The organism is Ochrobactrum vermis (assembly GCF_002975205.1).
GTDB classification, from domain to species: Bacteria; Pseudomonadota; Alphaproteobacteria; order Rhizobiales; family Rhizobiaceae; genus Brucella; species Brucella vermis.
Map to the genome: position 1 here is coordinate 441,106 of NZ_PCOC01000002.1, position 17,230 is coordinate 458,335.

Below are 17,230 nucleotides of genomic sequence, written 5' to 3' on the forward strand. Positions count from 1 at the left end.
TTTCTTAAGCTCGTCGTCGTCCAAAGTCGGCGACGGGTGGCCTGCATCAGCGGAATGTAAGGGCTAGGACACGGATCGCTTCCAAATGAGCGTGCATGGCGTGGTGGGCACGGTCGCTTTGCTGGGCTTCAATTGCATCGACGATTGCCAAATGCATCACGCTTTGCTCGGTCGCGTATTCACGCTTGCGTGCCTCGCGAAAGATCGCATCATGTCTCCGCTGCCAGGTTGAGCGTCCACGAACCGAAGCGAGCGAGCTGAAGATTGCGGCGAGCAGGGCATTTCCGCTTGAGCGCGCAACTGCCTTGTGAAAGGCATCGTCCAAACGTTCATATTCCCGCCAATCGCGGGCTGTACCAGTTGCCAAAGCAAGCTTGCGCAAGGTGGCGAGGTCATCTTGCGTGGCATATTGGGCCGCAGCCGCGGCGAGGGCTGGCTCATAGACGAGTCTTGCATCCATGAGGTCCTGAGCGGACGCGGAATCGATGATCCGGTCTATGGGCCGTTCGATGTTTGACGCGGGAGGGCCCATGAAGGTGCCCTTGCCCTGGTGACGCCACACCGCGCCTTCGATCTCAAGCTGACGTAGCACCTTTCGCGTCGTTTCGCGGCTGCAGCCGAGTGTCGCCGACAACACGCGCTCGGGCGGGATCTTATCCTGTGGGCCGAAGTTCTTTTCCACGAGCAGCTTCCGCATGCGTTGCATCGCTTCGGCGGTCGGAATGCGATCTGTCATCCGGTGGCCATCCATACCAATTTGTAGACCAATTGCGCAGAGATCTATCCCCCAAGCAACAGTCGGTCAAGCCGACGAACGAATAGTGGATGAATAGATGCGCCTTGATCCTTTTTTAATTTTGATGATTGCCGCGGTTGTTTTGGCAACGCTGTTCCCCGCGACCGGCAATGCGGCCGATGCGGTCAGTATGCTGGGAACTATTGGCGTTGGCCTGCTGTTTTTTGGGCACGGAGCAGCGCTGTCTCACAGGGCGATTGTTTCGGGTTTGAAGCAATGGCAGTTGCATGGATTTATTTTTGCGACGACTTTTGTCGTCTTTCCGTTGATCGTGCAGCCTTTGCGGCTTGTTCCCGAAAGCATCCTGCCGCCGGATCTTGTCCTTGGTTTCATCTATTTGGGCGTTCTGCCTTCCGCAATTTCCAGTTCTATTGCCTATACTGCGATGGCAAGGGGTAATGTGCCTGCTGCGGTCTGCAATTCGGCTGGCTCGAATGTCTTCGGATTGTTGCTGACGCCGCTTTTGATGACGGTTTTCATGCGTTCATCCGGGTCAATTGATTTGGGCTACGCCTTGCGCGATGTGATCATCGAACTGCTGTTGCCTTTCGGTCTGGGACAAGCCTGCCATCGCTGGCTCGGACCGTTTCTTTCAACACGTAAGCACTGGCTAGAGAATTATGATCAGTCAGTGATTGTGCTGATTATATACTCGGCATTCTCTCAATCGGTCACCGCCGGGCTTTGGCAGGTGTTGCCGCCGATGGGGCTCATCATGGCAATCGTTCTTTGCGCTATTCTTTTGGCAGGTGTGATTGGCTTTACGATGGTTGGCTCGCGCTGGTTGGGCTTTGCCCGTGAAGATGAGATTGCTGCCGTTTTCTGCGGCTCGAAGAAAAGCCTGGCATCTGGACTGCCACTGGCTCAGGTCTTGTTCGCCGGTTTGCCAGGGTTCGGCATGATCGTGTTGCCGATCATGCTCTATAACCAGATCCAGATTCTGGTGGGGGCTGTTCTGGCGCGCCGCTATGCAATCCAGGTTTCCACATCTGACGCTGCCACGCAGACTGGCTGAGCATGGCAAAAGACAAAGTGGCACACAACGGGCCAGCAGAATGGTTGCGCCCGTTAGACAGACAGCCGCTTGCGATACAAGTCGCGGAGAAAGTGCGGCTTGCGATCCTTGGGGGGCAGTGGCGCAATGGTGAACGTCTGCCAAATGAATCCGATCTTGCCGACGATCTGAAGGTTTCGCGGGCAACGTTGAGAGAGGCGATCGGCATGTTGGTATTTGCCGGAATTGTCGCGCGTCGGCATGGATCGGGAACTTTCGTCAGAGAGGATTGCAGGAACGGTCAGGCTTCCTGCGTGCCTAAGAGCTGAGCGCATCGATGACACTGGCAAGCTGCATGTCTTGTTCACCCGCCTCCATGGTGCGCTTGAGTACTTCGAACACGGTGGCAGCGGCGCCGCGCGCTGCCTCCACGAGTGTATTCCCCCGCGCAAGTTTGGCGGTCAGAAGGCCTGTGAAGAGGTCGCCGGTCCCGACAGGTAAGATTGGCAGGTGCGATGACGCTAGTCGCGTGCCCTTGCGGTCGAAGACTATATTTTCCAACAAACCCTCAGGCGTGTCGGCCAGATTACAGCCTGTCACGACTAGTTTGGCGCCGCGAAATGCCTGCACTCGGGCAACTGCGGTTTCAAGCGCGGGCCACGAGGTCACCTCGGTCTGCGTGATAAGACCCAACTCGAACTGGTTGGGTGTCAGTAGATCGGCCAGCGGAACAAGCCTTTCAACGATACATTCCACCACCGGATCGGCTACGAAAACCCCGAGATTGGTGTCGCCCATCACCGGGTCGCAAATGTATTTAATGTCCGGATTGATCTGGCGCGCGCGTTCGACGAACGCTGCGACCACATCCCCGTTCGCCTGAGAGCCGAGATAGCCGGAAACGATATAGCGGCTTGTTTCAATCAGCCCGCGTTCTTCGACGCCGCGCAGGAGATCGCCGACCAGCTCGGATTCGAGAACACGCCCGCGCATGGTTTCAAAATGCGGATTGTTGGACAGCAAGGTCGTAGGAACTGCGGCAACATTCAACCCATGGGCCTGCATCGGCAGAACGGCTGCGCTGTTGCCGACATGCCCGTGCACGACCTGGCTCTGGATTGAAATAATGGAGGTGATCATTCCAATGCCGTTGGTAGTCATTTCATAGCTCCTTCGCCTACGCTCAGTTCGGCCCGTTCACGACGCGGCAGGCGACCGTTGAGAACGATATGTGCAACCAGCCCGATTATCAGTCCCCAGAACGCACCGCCAATACCGAAGAGATTGATGTTTGCGGCTGATGCCAGAAAGGTGATCAGCGCCGCTTCGCGATGTGCGGGGTCTGACACGGCGCCAGCCAGGCTGCCGCCGATCGTGCCCAGCAGGGCCAGACCTGCGAGCGTTGTGATGAAGCTTGCCGGAAATGCCATGAAGACAGCAGCGAGTGTCACACCGAACACGCCGACGAGAACGTAGAAGACACCCGCCGCAATACCGGCGATCCAGCGCTTTGATGCTTCCTCATGTGCTTCAGGCCCGGTCGCGATTGCCGCCGTGATTGCCGCAATGTTGAAGGCATGCGATCCGAAGGGTGCCATGATGAGCGAACCGAGACCTGTTACGGTAACGATTGGATTGGCGCTGGTCTTGAAGCCGTCATTGCGCAGAACCAGCATTCCCGGCATGTACTGCCCCGTCAGTGTGATGAGGAACAATGGCAGCGCGACGGACAGCAGGGCATTGAGAGAAAACTCCGGCATGGTGAAGACCGGAGCTGCGAATTCCAGCCGTAGTCCCGTCAGGTCGACCCGGTTTTGCAGAAGCAGAAAAGCCAGTCCAAGCACGAGAATGCCGACCACGGCGTAGCGGGCGTACAGCCTTTTCAAAACGACGTAGGCAACGATCAGCAGTCCAACCAGCACTGGGTCGACGGTGGTGCCGCCGAAGGCCCCTATTCCAAACTGCAACAGAATACCGGCCAGCAGGCCCGAAGCTATGCCCGGCGGTATCAGCCGGATGACTTTCTCGAAATAGCCCGACACGCCGAGGATGACGAATGCGAGAGCCGAAATCATATAGGCGCCGATCGCCTCGGCATAAGATGTGGTGGCAAGGGCTGTGACAAGAAAGGCCGCGGCTGGCGTCGACCAGGCGGTAATGATCGGCTCTCGATAACGCCAACTGAGATAAAGACCACTGAGCCCGACGCCGATGGAGACCGACCAGACCCAGGAGGCAGTCAGTGCCGGGCTTAATCCTGCGACCTTTGCAGCCTGAAAAACCAGGATGAATGTGCCGCCATAGTTGACGATGACGGAGATAAGGCCCGCCACGATTGGATGGGTAAGATCACTCATGCGGATCTGTGACGTTGAAGCACGGGATGACATCATCCTGAGAAACCTTCTGGGATTCGGGGCGCAAGGCCGACAAGACGTCTTGACAATTAATCATTTAATGGACTGATGATCCCATCCATTTTGCCATTTAGGACCAGTCCATTTGTTCAAGCACTCCCAACTTGAATCTGTTAAGGCGTGGATTGCCCGCCCCGCCCATGCGGCCATGCCGCTCCACGCCCGCATTCAGCGATCAATCCGGCAATTGATCGTCGATGGCGCACTCGGGCCGGGCAAGGCACTTCCGGCTTCGCGTAGTCTCGCCAAATCGCTGGGCGTGTCCCGAGACACGATCGAAGCGGCTTATGCGCAGTTGCATGCCGAGGGTTTCATCGACCGCCGGGTGGGCAGCGGAAGTTTTGTGGCGCAGATAACGGAATTCACGCCCGGACGCAGCGTTTCCCAGCGCGACGCGCTTTTGCGCAATCAGTCGCCTAACCTGAGCAAGCGTGGAGCGGTCATGTTTTGCAGCGGTGGCGTGCGCGAGCTCCTTTCGCCACGGCCTTTCGCCCACGGCGTTCCGGAAACCCGGAACTTCCCGCTTCAGCTTTGGGAGCGTCTGGAGCGACAGGTTTTGAAGGAAACCGGTACGCAGGCGCTTCTGCATGGCGATCCGCAGGGGACAGAGGGCCTGCGGCGCACTGTCGCCGAATACATGAACCTGGAACGCGGCGGACGCGCGACACCCGACAGGGTGCTGATCCTCACCAGCTCGCAACAGGCACTGACTTTATGTGCAAACATGCTGTTCGATCCCGGTGACCGAATTTTCATCGAGGATCCAGCCTATTACGGCGCACGCAAGGCGTTCGATGCCGCCGGACTTGAAGCTATCCCGGTCAGTGTGGATGAGCAGGGTATTGTGATCGAGCGGATGGTAAGCGAAACGAGCAAAGCCAAGGCCGTGTTTCTCACGCCTTCGCACCAGTTTCCGACCGGTGCGACCCTGTCGCTGGATCGTCGCCTGGCACTGATTGAATGGGCTGCCCGCCAGCAGACATGGATTATCGAGGACGATTATGACAGCGAGTTTCACTACGCTGGCAAGCCGACGGCCTGCGTGCAAGGCCTCGACCGGCATGATCGGACAATCTATATCGGCACTTTCACCAAATCACTCTTTCCGGGCCTGCGTATTGGCTACATGGTATTGCCGCCGCAACTGGTCAAACCGATGACCGTTGCGCGCACTCTGCTTGACGGGCATTCCGCACCAATAGCGCAGTTGACGCTTGCCCGGTTCATGGAGGGCGGACATTTTGGTGCACATGTCCGGTCTATGCGCGGCATCTATGCCGAACGGCGTGACCTGCTGGCCGGCTTGATCGAAAAACATCTTGCGGATTTTGTCGAACCACATGTACCTGCCGGGGGGCTGCAGATGTCTTGCCGTCTCACGGGCGGCCTATCGGAACGCCATGCCGTCGCGGCTGCCCAGCGCGTCGGAATCGAGCTCCTCGGCTTGTCCGGGCTTTATGCTACGGGTGGTGGAGAGGCTGGTTTTCTGATGGGATTTGCAGCTTACACACCGACGGAAATCGAGATCGCGGTCAAAAAGCTGGCGGCGGCTTTTCGCGCAGTCGCGAAGCCATAGCCCCTTCAGCCGACACTGCATTTGCCAGCCTTGTGAAATTCCAATAACTTCGCAAGACTTGTTCGAATTATGATTGTCAGTTGGGTCGATATTCTGTCTAAACAGCGGCTGATACCGGGATGTAATGTATGAATCTCCACAATAGAAGCATCCGGTCTGCCGCACTTCCGATCCTCATGTGGTTGCTGTTCAATCTTCTGACGATAGGTGGTCTCGTTGTCTATCAGCGCGCCGCCCTGTTGTCCGAACTACAAGCTGCCAGCTTCACGTTACATCGCGAGGCGTCCCAGCGTGCCGACCAGCACGATGCCCATCTGACGGCGCTTTCCACGATTGCCCAATCCAAGGCGCGAACGGCCGATGTCTCGCAGGACGACGTTTTCCTTGAAGTGGCGGCGACGATTGTTCGTTTCTATTCGCGTATCGATGAAATTCAACTCGTGCCGATGGGCCCAGCTGTGCCTGTGACAGGCACCAGAAAGCTGGAGCTTGAACTGGCCGATGCCATACGTGCGGCGGCCCGTTCATCACGCGGTGTTCCCGAACTGCTGGCACCCACAGCACGGCCAGGGCACTATTTGATCGTAAAACGCAGTCCGAATACGGATAATCCTCACGACGGCCTGGCGCTGGCGATCAATGCCGGCAGTCTGATTACCTCTGACGACGCATTCTGGAGCCGTGAAGGTGTTGCACGACGCATCCTCATGCCCGATGGAACGATTCTGTTCAGCAGCCCTGTCTCGTTCGGCGAAGCGCGTTTTTCCAAGAAACTGGGGAGCGCCACACAGCCGCTTCTTTTCCAGACTGCGCTCGCCATGCGTTGGACCGATCTATTGCCTTTTGACCAGTTGATCCCGATTTTTGTCCTCACCAATCTGCTGTTCTTCGGTGGGTTGGTCATTGTCCGCCAGACACAACGCACACGTCATGCGGAACGTCGCGCAGAACTGAGCGGCCTTGAGGCACGGTTGGCCCATGCCTCGCGGGTCAACACGATGGGCGAGATGGCAAGCGGCATGGCGCATGAGCTGACACAGCCCCTGACGGCACTTCTCGCTGGCGCGCAGGCAGGGCGCCGCTTGTTGAACCGCAACAATATGACGGCTCTCGCTGGAGCGCTGGACGATATGGTTGAGCAGGCGCGTCGTGCATCGGCCATCCTGGATCGGCTACGCAACTGGTCTCGCCCGCAGCGTCGGCAGACGACGCCCGCCGATCTACGCCTGTCGCTTCAAAATGTGCAGACCTTGCTGGCCTCGGAAGCGACCCGGCGGGGCGTCAAAGTTGAACTTGTGACGCCCGAAACACCTTTGATGGCTGCGGTTGATCCTGTGGAAATGGAGCAAGTGATGTTTAACCTTCTCCGTAATGCGATTGAATCCTTCCATGACGGAGATCAGGACCGACGGGTGAATGCATCCCTGAAAGCTGACGGGCCGATAGCCATTCTGGAAATTGCGGATAATGGTCCCGGTGTAGCACCGGAACTATTGCCGCGCCTGTTTACCCCGTTTACCACAAATCGCCCTGAAGGAACCGGCCTCGGCCTGGCACTCAGCCAGCGGCTGGTCGAACGTTTTGGCGGCGAGATTTCCTATATTCCACAGGAGCGCGGCGCGCTGTTTCGCGTTGTGCTCCCAATCGCTGATGAGACGGGAAGTTAAGAGGATGGTTCAACCGGTCTATCTCGTCGATGACGATGAAGCAGTACGAAAGTCGCTCAGCCTTCTCCTGTCGACCATTGATATCGAGGTCAGGAGTTTTGCTGATCCGTCTGTATTTCTGGCGCAGCTACCACGACTGAAGCCGGGGTGCATGATCTTCGATATTCGCATGCCGGTCATGACAGGCCTGAAACTTCAGGAGCTGTTGGCCGGACAGGAAATTGACTGGCCAGTAATCATCATCTCGGGTCATGGGGATATTGAAGCCTGCCGTCGCGCGTTTCGAAATGGCGCAGTGGATTATCTGTCCAAGCCCGTGGATGAGCAGGATCTGATTGACGCGATCCAGAAGGCCCAGCAACTGCTTGAACAAACGCTGGGCAGCAAGGCACTGAGAGCTGAAACCGTGGCATTGCTGGACACGTTGACTGCGCGCGAGCGCGAGGTGCTGGACCGTATCGCACAAGGTTTCACAACCCGTCAGATTGCCGACGGTCTGGAACTGTCGCCACGGACAATAGACAGCCATCGTGCGGCCATTGGGTCGAAACTAGGCACTACCTCGCAAGCGGAAATGACGCGTTTGTGGCTGGAGGGACAGTCGAATCCGTAGAACTACCGATAAGATCGTAAATGTTACGGATTCCGTTCCTCGCTGGTGGAAACTAATTGTCACTCATCACAACCGAGGAACGACCATGATCCGTAAACTTGCAATTATCGCTCTGTCGATGGCTCCGGCTACCGCTTTCGCTCAAACGCTTCCCACCACGCCTTATCTGCCGCTCGATCTCGCAACCAAGGCCGCACAGGCTGCATTGGATGCCTGCGTTGCCAAAGGCAACAATGTGAGCGTCGCAGTCGTAGCACGCGATGGATCGACCAAGGTTCTGCTCAAGGCCGATCTTTCTGGTCCGCATACCGGTAACAGCGCTGAAGGAAAAGCATTCACGTCAGCAGCTCTGGGCCGCGATTCCGGTGAACTTGCAGAGTTTATAGCGTCGAAGCCAGCCAATAATGGCTTGCGGGACATGGATTCTCGCTTCGTTATTCAGGCGGGTGGACTGCCAATCAAGATCGGCGACGCGCTGATTGGTGGCATTGGCGTTGGCGGCGCACCATCGGGTGCAACCGATGCAGAATGCGCGCTTGCCGGTCTGCAGGCCATTGCAGCGAAATAATAAAGAACAGTCGGGGCCGGACATTGTTCGGCCCCGCCCGCTCCATCTTTTGTTTTTACGCGCATCTTGTTCAGAAAATCGTTTCACACTTTTCGGGGTGCGCTCTAGCAGTAATTCCCGCTTGACCCGGAATCCATGTCTTTTAGCACCCTTCGCAAGGATGCTTCAGCTTTTCAGTCTGTATTGCTCTCGCGCCCTTCGAAAACCGACTGGATCTGTCGGTCCGATTCATCGGAGGCCGTCTTTATCTGGTGTTCGGTTATCAGTTCACCAATTATCGCCAGAAAACGCTTAAGTGTTGGCGAGGTGTCTCCTGCGCGATAGGTCGCGTATAATGGGATCTCTGGCGGTGACGGATGAATTGGCTTGAAAACCACTTCTGGCTGTGCCAGTTGCCGCATGCTGGCCGGCAACAGGGCAACGCCGATATTGGCGCCGACGAGGCTTAGAAGTGATTGTACCTCGACGACCTGCTGGCGAATTCTCGGCGTGAACCCGGCTTTGACGCAACATTGATAGAGAAAATCTGCAAATCTCGACTGGTGCAGGCCGAACATGACGAAGGGATGATCCTTCAGTTGCATCAAGGAGACGGTGTTTTGACTGGCGAGAGGATGCGATTTCGGCATAGCTACCATAAGCGCCTCCTGCATAATGATTTCCCGTTGCAGGCCTTCCTGATGCGGCGGCATGCGAAAAAGACAAATATCAATGCGACGTTCCAGTAATCCCTGTATCTGGAGCGCTGGCGTCAATTCGTGAAGCTGCCAGTCGACATCGGGATAACGACTGGTGAAGATATCAAGCGCCTTGGGTATAATACCGACCAGTGATGAACTGATGACACCTATGTCTAGTCGACCGATGGATCCTGCGGCAGTCATACGGGTCGTAACAACGGCTTTTTCCAATTGCTGGAAGATTAGTGGGGCCTGCTCCTTCAGAGCCAGGCCGGCCGCAGTCAGTTCAACATTGTGATGGCTGCGCTTGAACAGCACAACGTCGAGACGGTCTTCGAGTTGTCTGATCTGCTGACTGAGAGGAGGCTGGGACATGTTTAAACGTACGGCGGCGCGACCGAAATGGAGCTCCTCCGCGACAACTAGGAAGTAACGCAGCGTTCGCAGATCAAACGGTTTCAGATGATTATAAGCCATATAGAAAACCTCTCACCAGCCCGAACAAACAATATTGTACGTCTCAAAAGAGTCGGAGCGATAGTGACTGAAAAGTACGCATACGCTCAGGGCCGCAGGACTTGGATTTCCGCGTGTGCTATGTTGAGAGATGGAGATAGACGAAGACAAAATAGACGATGCGGTTCTGGCTTTGCTATGGCTGACGCTTCATGACGAGCGTTGCGCCTGGAAGGGTTTTGACTGGTCGACGACGGACCGATTGCATGAGAAGGGTTTGATCTGTGATCCGGTCAACAAGTCGAAGTCGCTGATACTGACGGATGAAGGTTTGCGGCGCTCGGAAGAACTTTTTCGTCAGCTGTTTACACGGTAAACGCTTCTCGCTTGTTTGCCACCGCCCACGGACAGACATTCAGGTTTTGCGGCGCGTTTTTCTCGCCCATTTTGCAGCCAGGTCCTCGACGGCTTTGTTGAGCTGGGAGAAGTTGGCGTTGACGGGATCATGATCGCTGCTGCCCCACCATTCGAGCGTTTCGGCATGTCGCTCATGCGCCGGGTCTGCAAGCGCCTCGCAGAACTCCTGATAGCCCCATGGACCACCGACGTCCTCTGGCGGGCAGTTTCCTGTTGCTTCGATGAGCATCGGGCCTTCTGCACCAATGGCCGGGAATATGCGCTCGATTTTGATGCTGTGTTCCCAGCCGTCGCCAAAGTCGTAGAGATATTTGAACGATTTTGCGCCGGTGTCCTGAACGGCCGACAGCAGCGATACTTTGCGGGCATCGATGGGACCGTCCCCCCAATCCTCATCAGGCAAGCCAAAACCGACCTCACGCATGCGGAATTCATAAAGGTGGCTGTTGGTCCAGCCCATCGCCGCCTGCAACACTTCATGCAACCGACTGAGCCGAATGGTGAACGGCACGACAACGCGCCGCATCACTGTCGGCTCGACGTGATCAAGGGTGATCTTCAGGCGAACGACGGAAGATGTCATCCTCAGGCCGCCAGTTCGACGTTTGCCGCCGATGCATGTTTCCATGCCCATGGCAGGAGTTCATGCAGACGTGTGTTGGGATACTCGGGCAGACGGGCGAGGACGTCAGCCAGCCATGCTTTTGGGTCGACGTCGTTGAGACGGCAGGTCATGATGAAGGTGAGCATGATGGCAGCACGATCCGCCCCACGCCGGGACCCGGCGAAGGTCCAGTTGCGTCTTCCCAAGGCGATACCTCTCAGGGCTCTTTCTGCGGCATTGTTCGTCAGACAAATTATGCCGTCTTCGAGGAAGCGTGCAAAGCCATCCCATCGTTTGAGCATATAATCCATGGCCTTGACCACATCTGATGAGCTGGACAGTGTGGCACGCTCCTCTTTCAGCCATTCATGCATATCATCGAACAATGGCTTGCTCTTCTCCTGTCGTGCGTTCACCCGTTCTTCGGCACTTAATCCGTTGATCTGTCGTTCGATATCGAACAGTGCGTCGAAGCGTTTGACAGCTTCGAGCGCAATTGGCGAGATCGGCTTGCCATTGCGCTTGCGGTCCCGGGCGCTCTTTTCGATATCGGCCAGTTCAAAGAACTTCCGCCGTGCATGCGCATGACAAAAGGCGAAGGTGATTGGCGTCTCTTTCATTTGCGCAACAGCAATCGGTTCAAAGCCGTTGTAGCAATCGGTCTGCAGAATACCGCCATATTGGGCAAGATGCATCTGTGGATGCTCGCCGCGCCGATCGCTCGAAGCATAATAGACTGCCGCTGGCGGTGCCGTTCCACCGAATGCCCGGTCATCGAGAACATATGTCCAGATACGTCCAGTCGTGCACCTGCCTTTCGCCCGGATGGGAATGGTGGTGTCGTCACCATGAAGCCGCTCGGCGGCAAAGACGTGGCTCTCGATCAGATCAAAGAGCGGCATGAGAGCGGACGTTCCAAGCCCAATCTGATCGGCCAGTGTCGAGGTCGAAAGGTCAATTCCTTCACATTTGAACCGGGTGCTCTGGCGATTGAGCGGAATGTGCATGCCAAACTTGTCGAACAGAATGGTCGCCAGCAGTTGAGCACCGATAAAGCCGCGTGGCGTGGCATGGAACGGCGCAGGCGGCTGGCTGATCACCTCGCAGTCCCGGCAAGAGAACTTCTCCCGTACGGTCTCGATCACCTTGAAGCGACGCGGGATCTCTTCCAGCGTCTCGGTAATGTCCTCCCCCAGTTTCGACAGGCGTGAACCACCACAACAAGCACAAGTCGTCGGCGGATCGATGACGACACGCTCACGCTCGATATTTTCCGGCCATGGCTTGCGAACCGGTCGTTGGCGCGTAAACGAACGCCCGTTCGACGCTTTGGCAGATGCCACCTGTGCGGCAGCCTCATCTTCGCTCGCCGCCATCACCAGTTCTTCGAGCTGCAATTCCAGCTGATCAAGCAGACGCGCCGTGCGCTCGGAGCGCTGGCCGCGCAATTCCCGTCTGAGCTTTTCGATCTTCAGTTCAAGAGCCGCGATCAGTGCCTCGCTGTCCGACAGCATTGCCTGCGCATTGGCAGCCTCTGCTACAGCCACATCACGTTCCGCGACGACGGCAGTGTGTTCGGCCAGCAGCGCCAAGTAGGCGCTGGCAAGGTCATCAGGAAGGACGAACGGCTTTGGATGCATGAAGTCATTCGATCAGATTCCTGCAATATTTTCAATGAAATAATACTATCCAACCTTCGTCGGCCGCCATGTTTCCTGCGGGTTTCTCCAGTCTATTCCAGACAGCAAATAAGATAATTGAGCAGGTGAGATCGCAACAGCGCCACCTTCCGCAGAAGGCCAGATAAACTTGCCACGCTCGAGCCTTTTTGTGAACAGGCAGCTCCCCTGGCCGTCATGCCAGATTAATTTTATAAGATCGCCCCTCCGCCCTCTGAAGCAAAACAGATGACCGCCAAGCGGGTCGTGCTTCAGCACCTCCTGCACCCGAAGTGCCAGAGAAGGAAACCCACACCGCATGTCCGTATGACCCGTCGCAATCCACACCTGTACATTCTGGCCTGAAGGAAGCGTGATCATCACAGGCTCTCCAGGCCACGGATAAGGCGAACCAAAATATCGATATCGACGTCACTATCAGCAACAACCCGGCGATCGTTCGCACAGATAATCTCAAACTGCCCTTGGCGCATATGCTTCTGAACGGGCCGTTGTTGAGAACCTTTTTCCACTATTCGAACCGGTACAAAACCCGTTCCTGCGCTTTTTCCATTCCAGATTCCATAAGCGCCTTCACGAGCCAGTTTGCGCCATGAAAATAATTGTGCTGGAAATATACCGTGGCGACGGGCAACCGTCGTGACGCTGTCCCCAGAGCTATAGCTTTCTTCAACAATCTGTCGTTTGGCGGTGGCGCTAAAACGGCGACGACGACCAGTGTCGACGACCTCAAGTACGTTCAAATCATCATAAGTCGTATCGGTGTCCATACGACCTATAATCAGACCATTAAATTCGCATCACAAGGCGGTCTTCCCCGTATGCATACACTGAAAATGCAAAACACTGTTGTCGACATCTTTAAGTCGTAGAAATCGAAGCGCAGCCAAAGGAAAGAGCGAAGCGTGTTATCCTTCAGGCTGAAATATGCCGGTCCAATCACGGATACCGCAACCGACCCAACAAAGGACGGGCTTCATGGTGTGGATCGGGTGCTCGCAATTGTTGCAGTTTTGCTGAATGTGGCTGTCGCCAATCTCGATATTGCGATTGCCAACACGGCTCTGCCGCAAATGGCCTTCAGCCTCCAGCTGACCGCATCACAAGCCATATGGATTACCGCTTCTTACCAGCTGTCCATGGTGTTCGCCCTATTGCCCGCAATTGTCTGTGCGGAAAGACTGGGGGCGAGAAGGATCGCTATAACCGGCATTATTCTATTCAGCCTCGCTTCCTTAGTATGCGGATTCTCATCTTCATTCGGCTCGCTCATATTCGGTCGAACGCTTCAGGGTATTGGGGGCGCTTGCATCGCTGGAACCGGAATTGCACTCACGCGGTTCATATTTCCGGAAAAGCTGCTTGGGGTCGGGATGGGTATCAACGCGTTTGTGGTCGGGCTGTCGCTGGCGGCAGGGCCGACTCTGACATCGCTTATCCTGAGCGTGGCTTCATGGCCATGGTTGTTTCTCATTAATGTACCCATTGGGATGTTGGGTGTGGTCCTAGGACTTTATGCCATGCCGCCGTCCGCCCGTCCTGCCGGGCGCGACGTTGACCCGATCGGGCTCGGTCTGGCGGCAGCGCTCACGACCATCTGTTGTCTTAGTCTGCATTTCCTCGCGCACAGCCAGCAACAGTTGAGCATGATTGTTGCTGCGTCAGGTGTAGTCGTCCTGATTTTTCTCATACGCCGTGGCAAGTCAGCATTGATGACAGCATTGCCGGTCGACCTCTTTGCCAGCCCCATATTCGCTCTGTCGGCGCTGACGGCCATTCTGTCATTTCTAGCCATGGCCGCAGCGTTTATTTCCCTGCCATTTCTTTTTCAACAGCGCTTCGGCTTTAGCCAGATAGAAGCCGGATTTGTGTTGTCGATATGGCCGGTATTTGCGACGCTGACATCGCTCGTTGCGGGAGCTATTTCAGACCGCGTGTCGCCTGCCTTTCTTTGCGGCATCGGGCTTTTATCAATTACAATGGGGCTATTTCTGCTGGCGCTTCTCCCACCGGACAGCGACGTTCACGCCATTGGCACCAGACTGGCTTTATGCGGGGCCGGATTTGGTCTGTTTCAAGCGCCGAACATGAAGGCGATGATAATGTCCTCCCCCCCAGACAGAAGCAGTAGCGCTGGGGGTATATCCACGCTTGTCGGCATTGCCGGACAATCCCTTGGAGCGGCACTCGTGGCGGCAATGTTCAATCTTTATGGCGATTTCGGGCCACTTTATGCGCTATACACGGGTGCTCTGTCCGCCTTACTCGCCAGTATTACCAGCTTTACTCGCGACCTGCCCCGGCGATGAAAAATCGTGGCACACACCTTGATTTCGTAACCCGATTGCATTTATGAGGCGCATGTCAGGCGTGGGGATGGAGATCTGAGAGGTCTTCAAAGGATGCTGACCGGTAATCCTTGCCCGTTCAACAAGGCCCTGTGGCTTCCTATTTTCGAGGTTTTCGTGTTCGATATTATCCTTATCTTCGCTGTTCTCAGCGCAACCATGCTGTTCGACTGGAGCAAGCAGCTTTCCAAGTGACTGCCAGCGGCGGTTTTGTCCCACACGAGTTACAGCCGACCTTTGGGTCGGCTTTTTTATTGCGTGATTTCGCTTTTTCGGGATGGGGGCGGATGGATGTCGAAACGGCGTCCCAACCATATCGAAATCGTCTCACCACTTACTGAAAACGATATTGTACGTCTCACTGTCTATGCGGCGATAGTGTGTTGTGACGAAAATCACTGCTGTCGAAAAATAAGCCTGCCGTCGCTTGGCGAACGGTTGTTGCACCAAAGGGGGACGCAGTTGGTTTTCTCGTGGATCGGTCCTTCACGACCGGGAAAAGGAGACCAATCAATGATCATTGATACCAGTTGCTATCCGACCAATCTGGTCGATCTGGCCTGGCAGCATGATGGCGATCCGTTCAGCGGCGAGCGCCTGATTCAAATGATGGACGGCCCCTATACGATCAACGGCAAACCTCGCCGTATCGACAAGGCCTTCATCCAGCCGCCGCAGGGCAACACCATCTACACATGGACGGACGGCGAACTCGACGGGCGTCAGTCCATCGATGCATATATGGCGTATACGCTTGAAATGGTTCAAAAATATCCGGACCGCTTCATTGGCTGCTTTGTCTATAATCCACGTTGCGGCGTGCGCAACGGGGTCGAGGCCATCGAGCATTATGTGAAGGAACATGGTTTCCGCATGGTTCAGTTGCAGGCCAACATGCACGCATACCGGCCCGATCGCGCCAAGGATTGGCTGCGACCTGCACTCGACAAATGCCGGGAGCTTGGCGTGCTCGTCAAGCTGCATACCGGTGATGGCCCTTACAGCATTCCGACGGAATGGATTCCGCTGATCAAGGAATATCCGGACATCAATTTTATCATGGCACATTTCGGTGTGCAGACCGGCGGCGTCTACTGTTTTGAGCCTTTCCAGTGGGCGATGGAATATCCGAACGTGTTCTGCGAAAGCAGCTGGTGTCTCCAGTCGCGTATCGTTGAATTTGCCAAGGATCTGCCAACCCACAAAATCCTCTACGGCTCAGACACTCCGCCCAACGAACCAGGAATGTGGCTGAACCTTCTGGAAGTACTCTGCCACGAACCACCGCAAGGGATGAATCTCGACGAGAACACGCTTGAGGAATACCTCGGCAACAATCTCGCTCGCATGTTGGGTATGGAGCCGACACCTCCACCCGCCACCTATCAGGATGCAGTCGCCGAACTTGAACGTCATGGCATCGAAAACAAGCACTACCTGGCGACCCTTGCCTAGTTCAGCGGAGAATCCACATGATCATCGACACCCATCTGCATCCAACCAATTTGGTCGACGAGGCTTGGCGTCATACCGGTGAACCGTTCACCGGTGAGCGTATGCTGAAGCTCATGGACGGCCCTTATATGATCAACGGCAAGCCGCGCCGGATCGATATGGGCTTCATTCAGCCGCCACCCGGCAATACGGGTTATCGCGATGGTAACCGCCGCGGGCGCGACGGCATTCGCGATTACATGTCTTATGTCGCCGAGCTTTGCCAGAAATATCCGGACCGCTTCATCGGCAACTTCAACTTCAATCCCCGCTGGGGCCCGGAAAACGGGGCTGCGGAACTGGAATTCCACGTCAAGGAATACGGCTTCAAAATGCTGAAGCTGCATTCCAACATGCATGGTTATCGCCCTGACCGGGCATTGGAATGGCTCCGGCCTGCCATGAAGAAGTGTGCGGAGTTGGGCGTCGTCGTGCTTATCCACACGGGTGACGGGCCTTATTCGATCCCGACGCAGTTCTATCCCATCATTCGCGAATTCCCGATGGTAAACTTCATCATCGGTCATTTCGGGATACAGACGGGCGGTAACTACTCGTTCGAAGCGTTCTGGATGGCGATGGATTCACCGAATGTCTATTGCGAGTCCGGCTGGTGCTTCCAGTCGCGCATCGTGGAGTTTGCAAAGCAACTGCCGCCAAACAAGATCGTGTTCGGAACGGATTCGCCGCCGAACAATCCGGGCATGTGGCTGCGCGAGCTGGAGGTTCTGTGTTCGCCTGAGCCGCAGGGCATGAACCTTAGTGAAGATATTCTCGAAGACTATCTGGGCAACAATATTGCCCGTCTCGTCGGTATCGAACCCACCAAGCCTCCCAAGGATCTGGCGGAAGCGGAGAAACGCCTCAAGGCGACATACGTCTGAGGCGGTGTGCGGGGTGCGCGTGCGCCCCGCACATTTC

19 protein-coding genes are annotated in these 17,230 nt (G+C 55.9%); 11 read left to right on the forward strand and 8 right to left on the reverse strand.

The genetic code is table 11. The annotated features are described in order from the left end of the window. Nucleotides 1-46: 46 nt before the first annotated feature. Nucleotides 47-736: a FadR/GntR family transcriptional regulator gene (locus CQZ93_RS16340; RefSeq protein WP_105543684.1), complete on the reverse strand. Its 690-nt coding sequence runs from the start codon at nt 734-736 to the stop codon at nt 47-49. Nucleotides 737-833: 97 nt separating this feature from the next. Between CQZ93_RS16340 and CQZ93_RS16345 the strand changes: the two genes are divergently transcribed. Together CQZ93_RS16345 and CQZ93_RS16350 are read left to right on the forward strand one after the other, a co-directional pair. Further along, nucleotides 834-1,811 (forward strand): bile acid:sodium symporter family protein, encoded by a 978-nt coding sequence (locus CQZ93_RS16345; RefSeq protein ID WP_105543685.1) that lies wholly within the window; start codon nt 834-836, stop codon nt 1,809-1,811. Between the two features lie 2 nt (nt 1,812-1,813). Further along, the gene (locus CQZ93_RS16350) at nt 1,814-2,119 is read left to right on the forward strand and encodes a FadR/GntR family transcriptional regulator (RefSeq protein WP_105543686.1); all 306 of its coding nucleotides are present in this window, start codon (nt 1,814-1,816) and stop codon (nt 2,117-2,119) included. On the opposite strand, the gene pdxY is transcribed toward CQZ93_RS16350, so the two are convergent. Continuing rightward, entirely contained in the window at nt 2,109-2,951 is an 843-nt protein-coding gene (pdxY, locus tag CQZ93_RS16355) for a pyridoxal kinase (RefSeq protein WP_181153411.1), read from the reverse strand. The two genes, CQZ93_RS16350 and pdxY, sit on opposite strands and share 11 nt — an antisense overlap. Further along, a complete protein-coding gene (locus tag CQZ93_RS16360) occupies nt 2,948-4,183 on the reverse strand; it encodes a benzoate/H(+) symporter BenE family transporter (RefSeq protein WP_105543687.1) in 1,236 nt (411 codons plus the stop codon). Before CQZ93_RS16360 ends, pdxY begins: the two co-directional genes overlap by 4 nt. 109 nt (nt 4,184-4,292) lie before the next feature. Here CQZ93_RS16360 and pdxR point away from each other — a divergent pair, with 109 nt between their 5' ends. The 4 genes from pdxR (at nt 4,293) to CQZ93_RS16380 (ending at nt 8,631) form a co-directional block, all read left to right on the forward strand. Then, nucleotides 4,293-5,783, forward strand: a complete 1,491-nt coding sequence (gene pdxR, locus CQZ93_RS16365; protein ID WP_105543688.1) for a MocR-like pyridoxine biosynthesis transcription factor PdxR — start codon at nt 4,293-4,295, stop codon at nt 5,781-5,783. Nucleotides 5,784-5,911: 128 nt separating this feature from the next. Beyond that, nucleotides 5,912-7,450 carry a sensor histidine kinase gene (locus CQZ93_RS16370; RefSeq protein ID WP_105543689.1) on the forward strand — a complete coding sequence of 513 codons (1,539 nt, stop codon included), beginning with the start codon at nt 5,912-5,914 and terminating at the stop codon, nt 7,448-7,450. A 4-nt stretch (nt 7,451-7,454) separates the two neighbouring features. Beyond that, nucleotides 7,455-8,063: a response regulator transcription factor gene (locus CQZ93_RS16375; protein WP_105543690.1), complete on the forward strand. Its 609-nt coding sequence runs from the start codon at nt 7,455-7,457 to the stop codon at nt 8,061-8,063. Nucleotides 8,064-8,148: 85 nt separating this feature from the next. Further along, entirely contained in the window at nt 8,149-8,631 is a 483-nt protein-coding gene (locus tag CQZ93_RS16380) for a GlcG/HbpS family heme-binding protein (RefSeq protein WP_105543691.1), read from the forward strand. Between the two features lie 173 nt (nt 8,632-8,804). On the opposite strand, the gene CQZ93_RS16385 is transcribed toward CQZ93_RS16380, so the two are convergent. Continuing rightward, nucleotides 8,805-9,788, reverse strand: coding sequence for a LysR substrate-binding domain-containing protein (locus CQZ93_RS16385; protein WP_105543692.1), 984 nt, complete (start codon nt 9,786-9,788; stop codon nt 8,805-8,807). 130 nt (nt 9,789-9,918) lie between these two features. Between CQZ93_RS16385 and CQZ93_RS16390 the strand changes: the two genes are divergently transcribed. Further along, nucleotides 9,919-10,143: a DUF6429 family protein gene (locus CQZ93_RS16390; RefSeq protein ID WP_105543693.1), complete on the forward strand. Its 225-nt coding sequence runs from the start codon at nt 9,919-9,921 to the stop codon at nt 10,141-10,143. A 39-nt stretch (nt 10,144-10,182) separates the two neighbouring features. On the opposite strand, the gene CQZ93_RS16395 is transcribed toward CQZ93_RS16390, so the two are convergent. The 4 genes from CQZ93_RS16395 to tnpA are packed head-to-tail and all read right to left on the reverse strand — an operon-like array spanning nt 10,183 to nt 13,237. Next, complete coding sequence (locus tag CQZ93_RS16395; protein ID WP_105543694.1) at nt 10,183-10,767, reverse strand: plasmid pRiA4b ORF-3 family protein; 585 nt, start codon at nt 10,765-10,767, stop codon at nt 10,183-10,185. A 2-nt stretch (nt 10,768-10,769) separates the two neighbouring features. Continuing rightward, nucleotides 10,770-12,428 carry an IS66 family transposase gene (gene tnpC, locus CQZ93_RS16400; protein WP_105543695.1) on the reverse strand — a complete coding sequence of 553 codons (1,659 nt, stop codon included), beginning with the start codon at nt 12,426-12,428 and terminating at the stop codon, nt 10,770-10,772. Nucleotides 12,429-12,473: 45 nt separating this feature from the next. Further along, nucleotides 12,474-12,827 (reverse strand): IS66 family insertion sequence element accessory protein TnpB, encoded by a 354-nt coding sequence (gene tnpB, locus CQZ93_RS16405; protein WP_105543696.1) that lies wholly within the window; start codon nt 12,825-12,827, stop codon nt 12,474-12,476. Continuing rightward, a complete protein-coding gene (gene tnpA, locus CQZ93_RS16410; RefSeq protein ID WP_105543697.1) occupies nt 12,827-13,237 on the reverse strand; it encodes an IS66-like element accessory protein TnpA in 411 nt (136 codons plus the stop codon). The genes tnpB and tnpA overlap by 1 nt, the downstream gene beginning before the upstream one ends. Before the next feature lie 135 nt (nt 13,238-13,372). Here tnpA and CQZ93_RS16415 point away from each other — a divergent pair, with 135 nt between their 5' ends. The 4 genes from CQZ93_RS16415 (at nt 13,373) to CQZ93_RS16425 (ending at nt 17,193) form a co-directional block, all read left to right on the forward strand. Continuing rightward, on the forward strand, nt 13,373-14,776 hold the full coding sequence (locus CQZ93_RS16415; RefSeq protein ID WP_105543698.1) for an MFS transporter: 1,404 nt from the start codon (nt 13,373-13,375) through the stop codon (nt 14,774-14,776). Nucleotides 14,777-14,869: 93 nt separating this feature from the next. After that, complete coding sequence (locus CQZ93_RS26680; RefSeq protein ID WP_181153412.1) at nt 14,870-15,010, forward strand: hypothetical protein; 141 nt, start codon at nt 14,870-14,872, stop codon at nt 15,008-15,010. Nucleotides 15,011-15,328: 318 nt separating this feature from the next. After that, nucleotides 15,329-16,270, forward strand: coding sequence for an amidohydrolase family protein (locus CQZ93_RS16420; protein WP_105543699.1), 942 nt, complete (start codon nt 15,329-15,331; stop codon nt 16,268-16,270). A 17-nt stretch (nt 16,271-16,287) separates the two neighbouring features. Continuing rightward, nucleotides 16,288-17,193, forward strand: coding sequence for an amidohydrolase family protein (locus tag CQZ93_RS16425; protein ID WP_105543700.1), 906 nt, complete (start codon nt 16,288-16,290; stop codon nt 17,191-17,193). Nucleotides 17,194-17,230 lie beyond the last annotated feature (37 nt).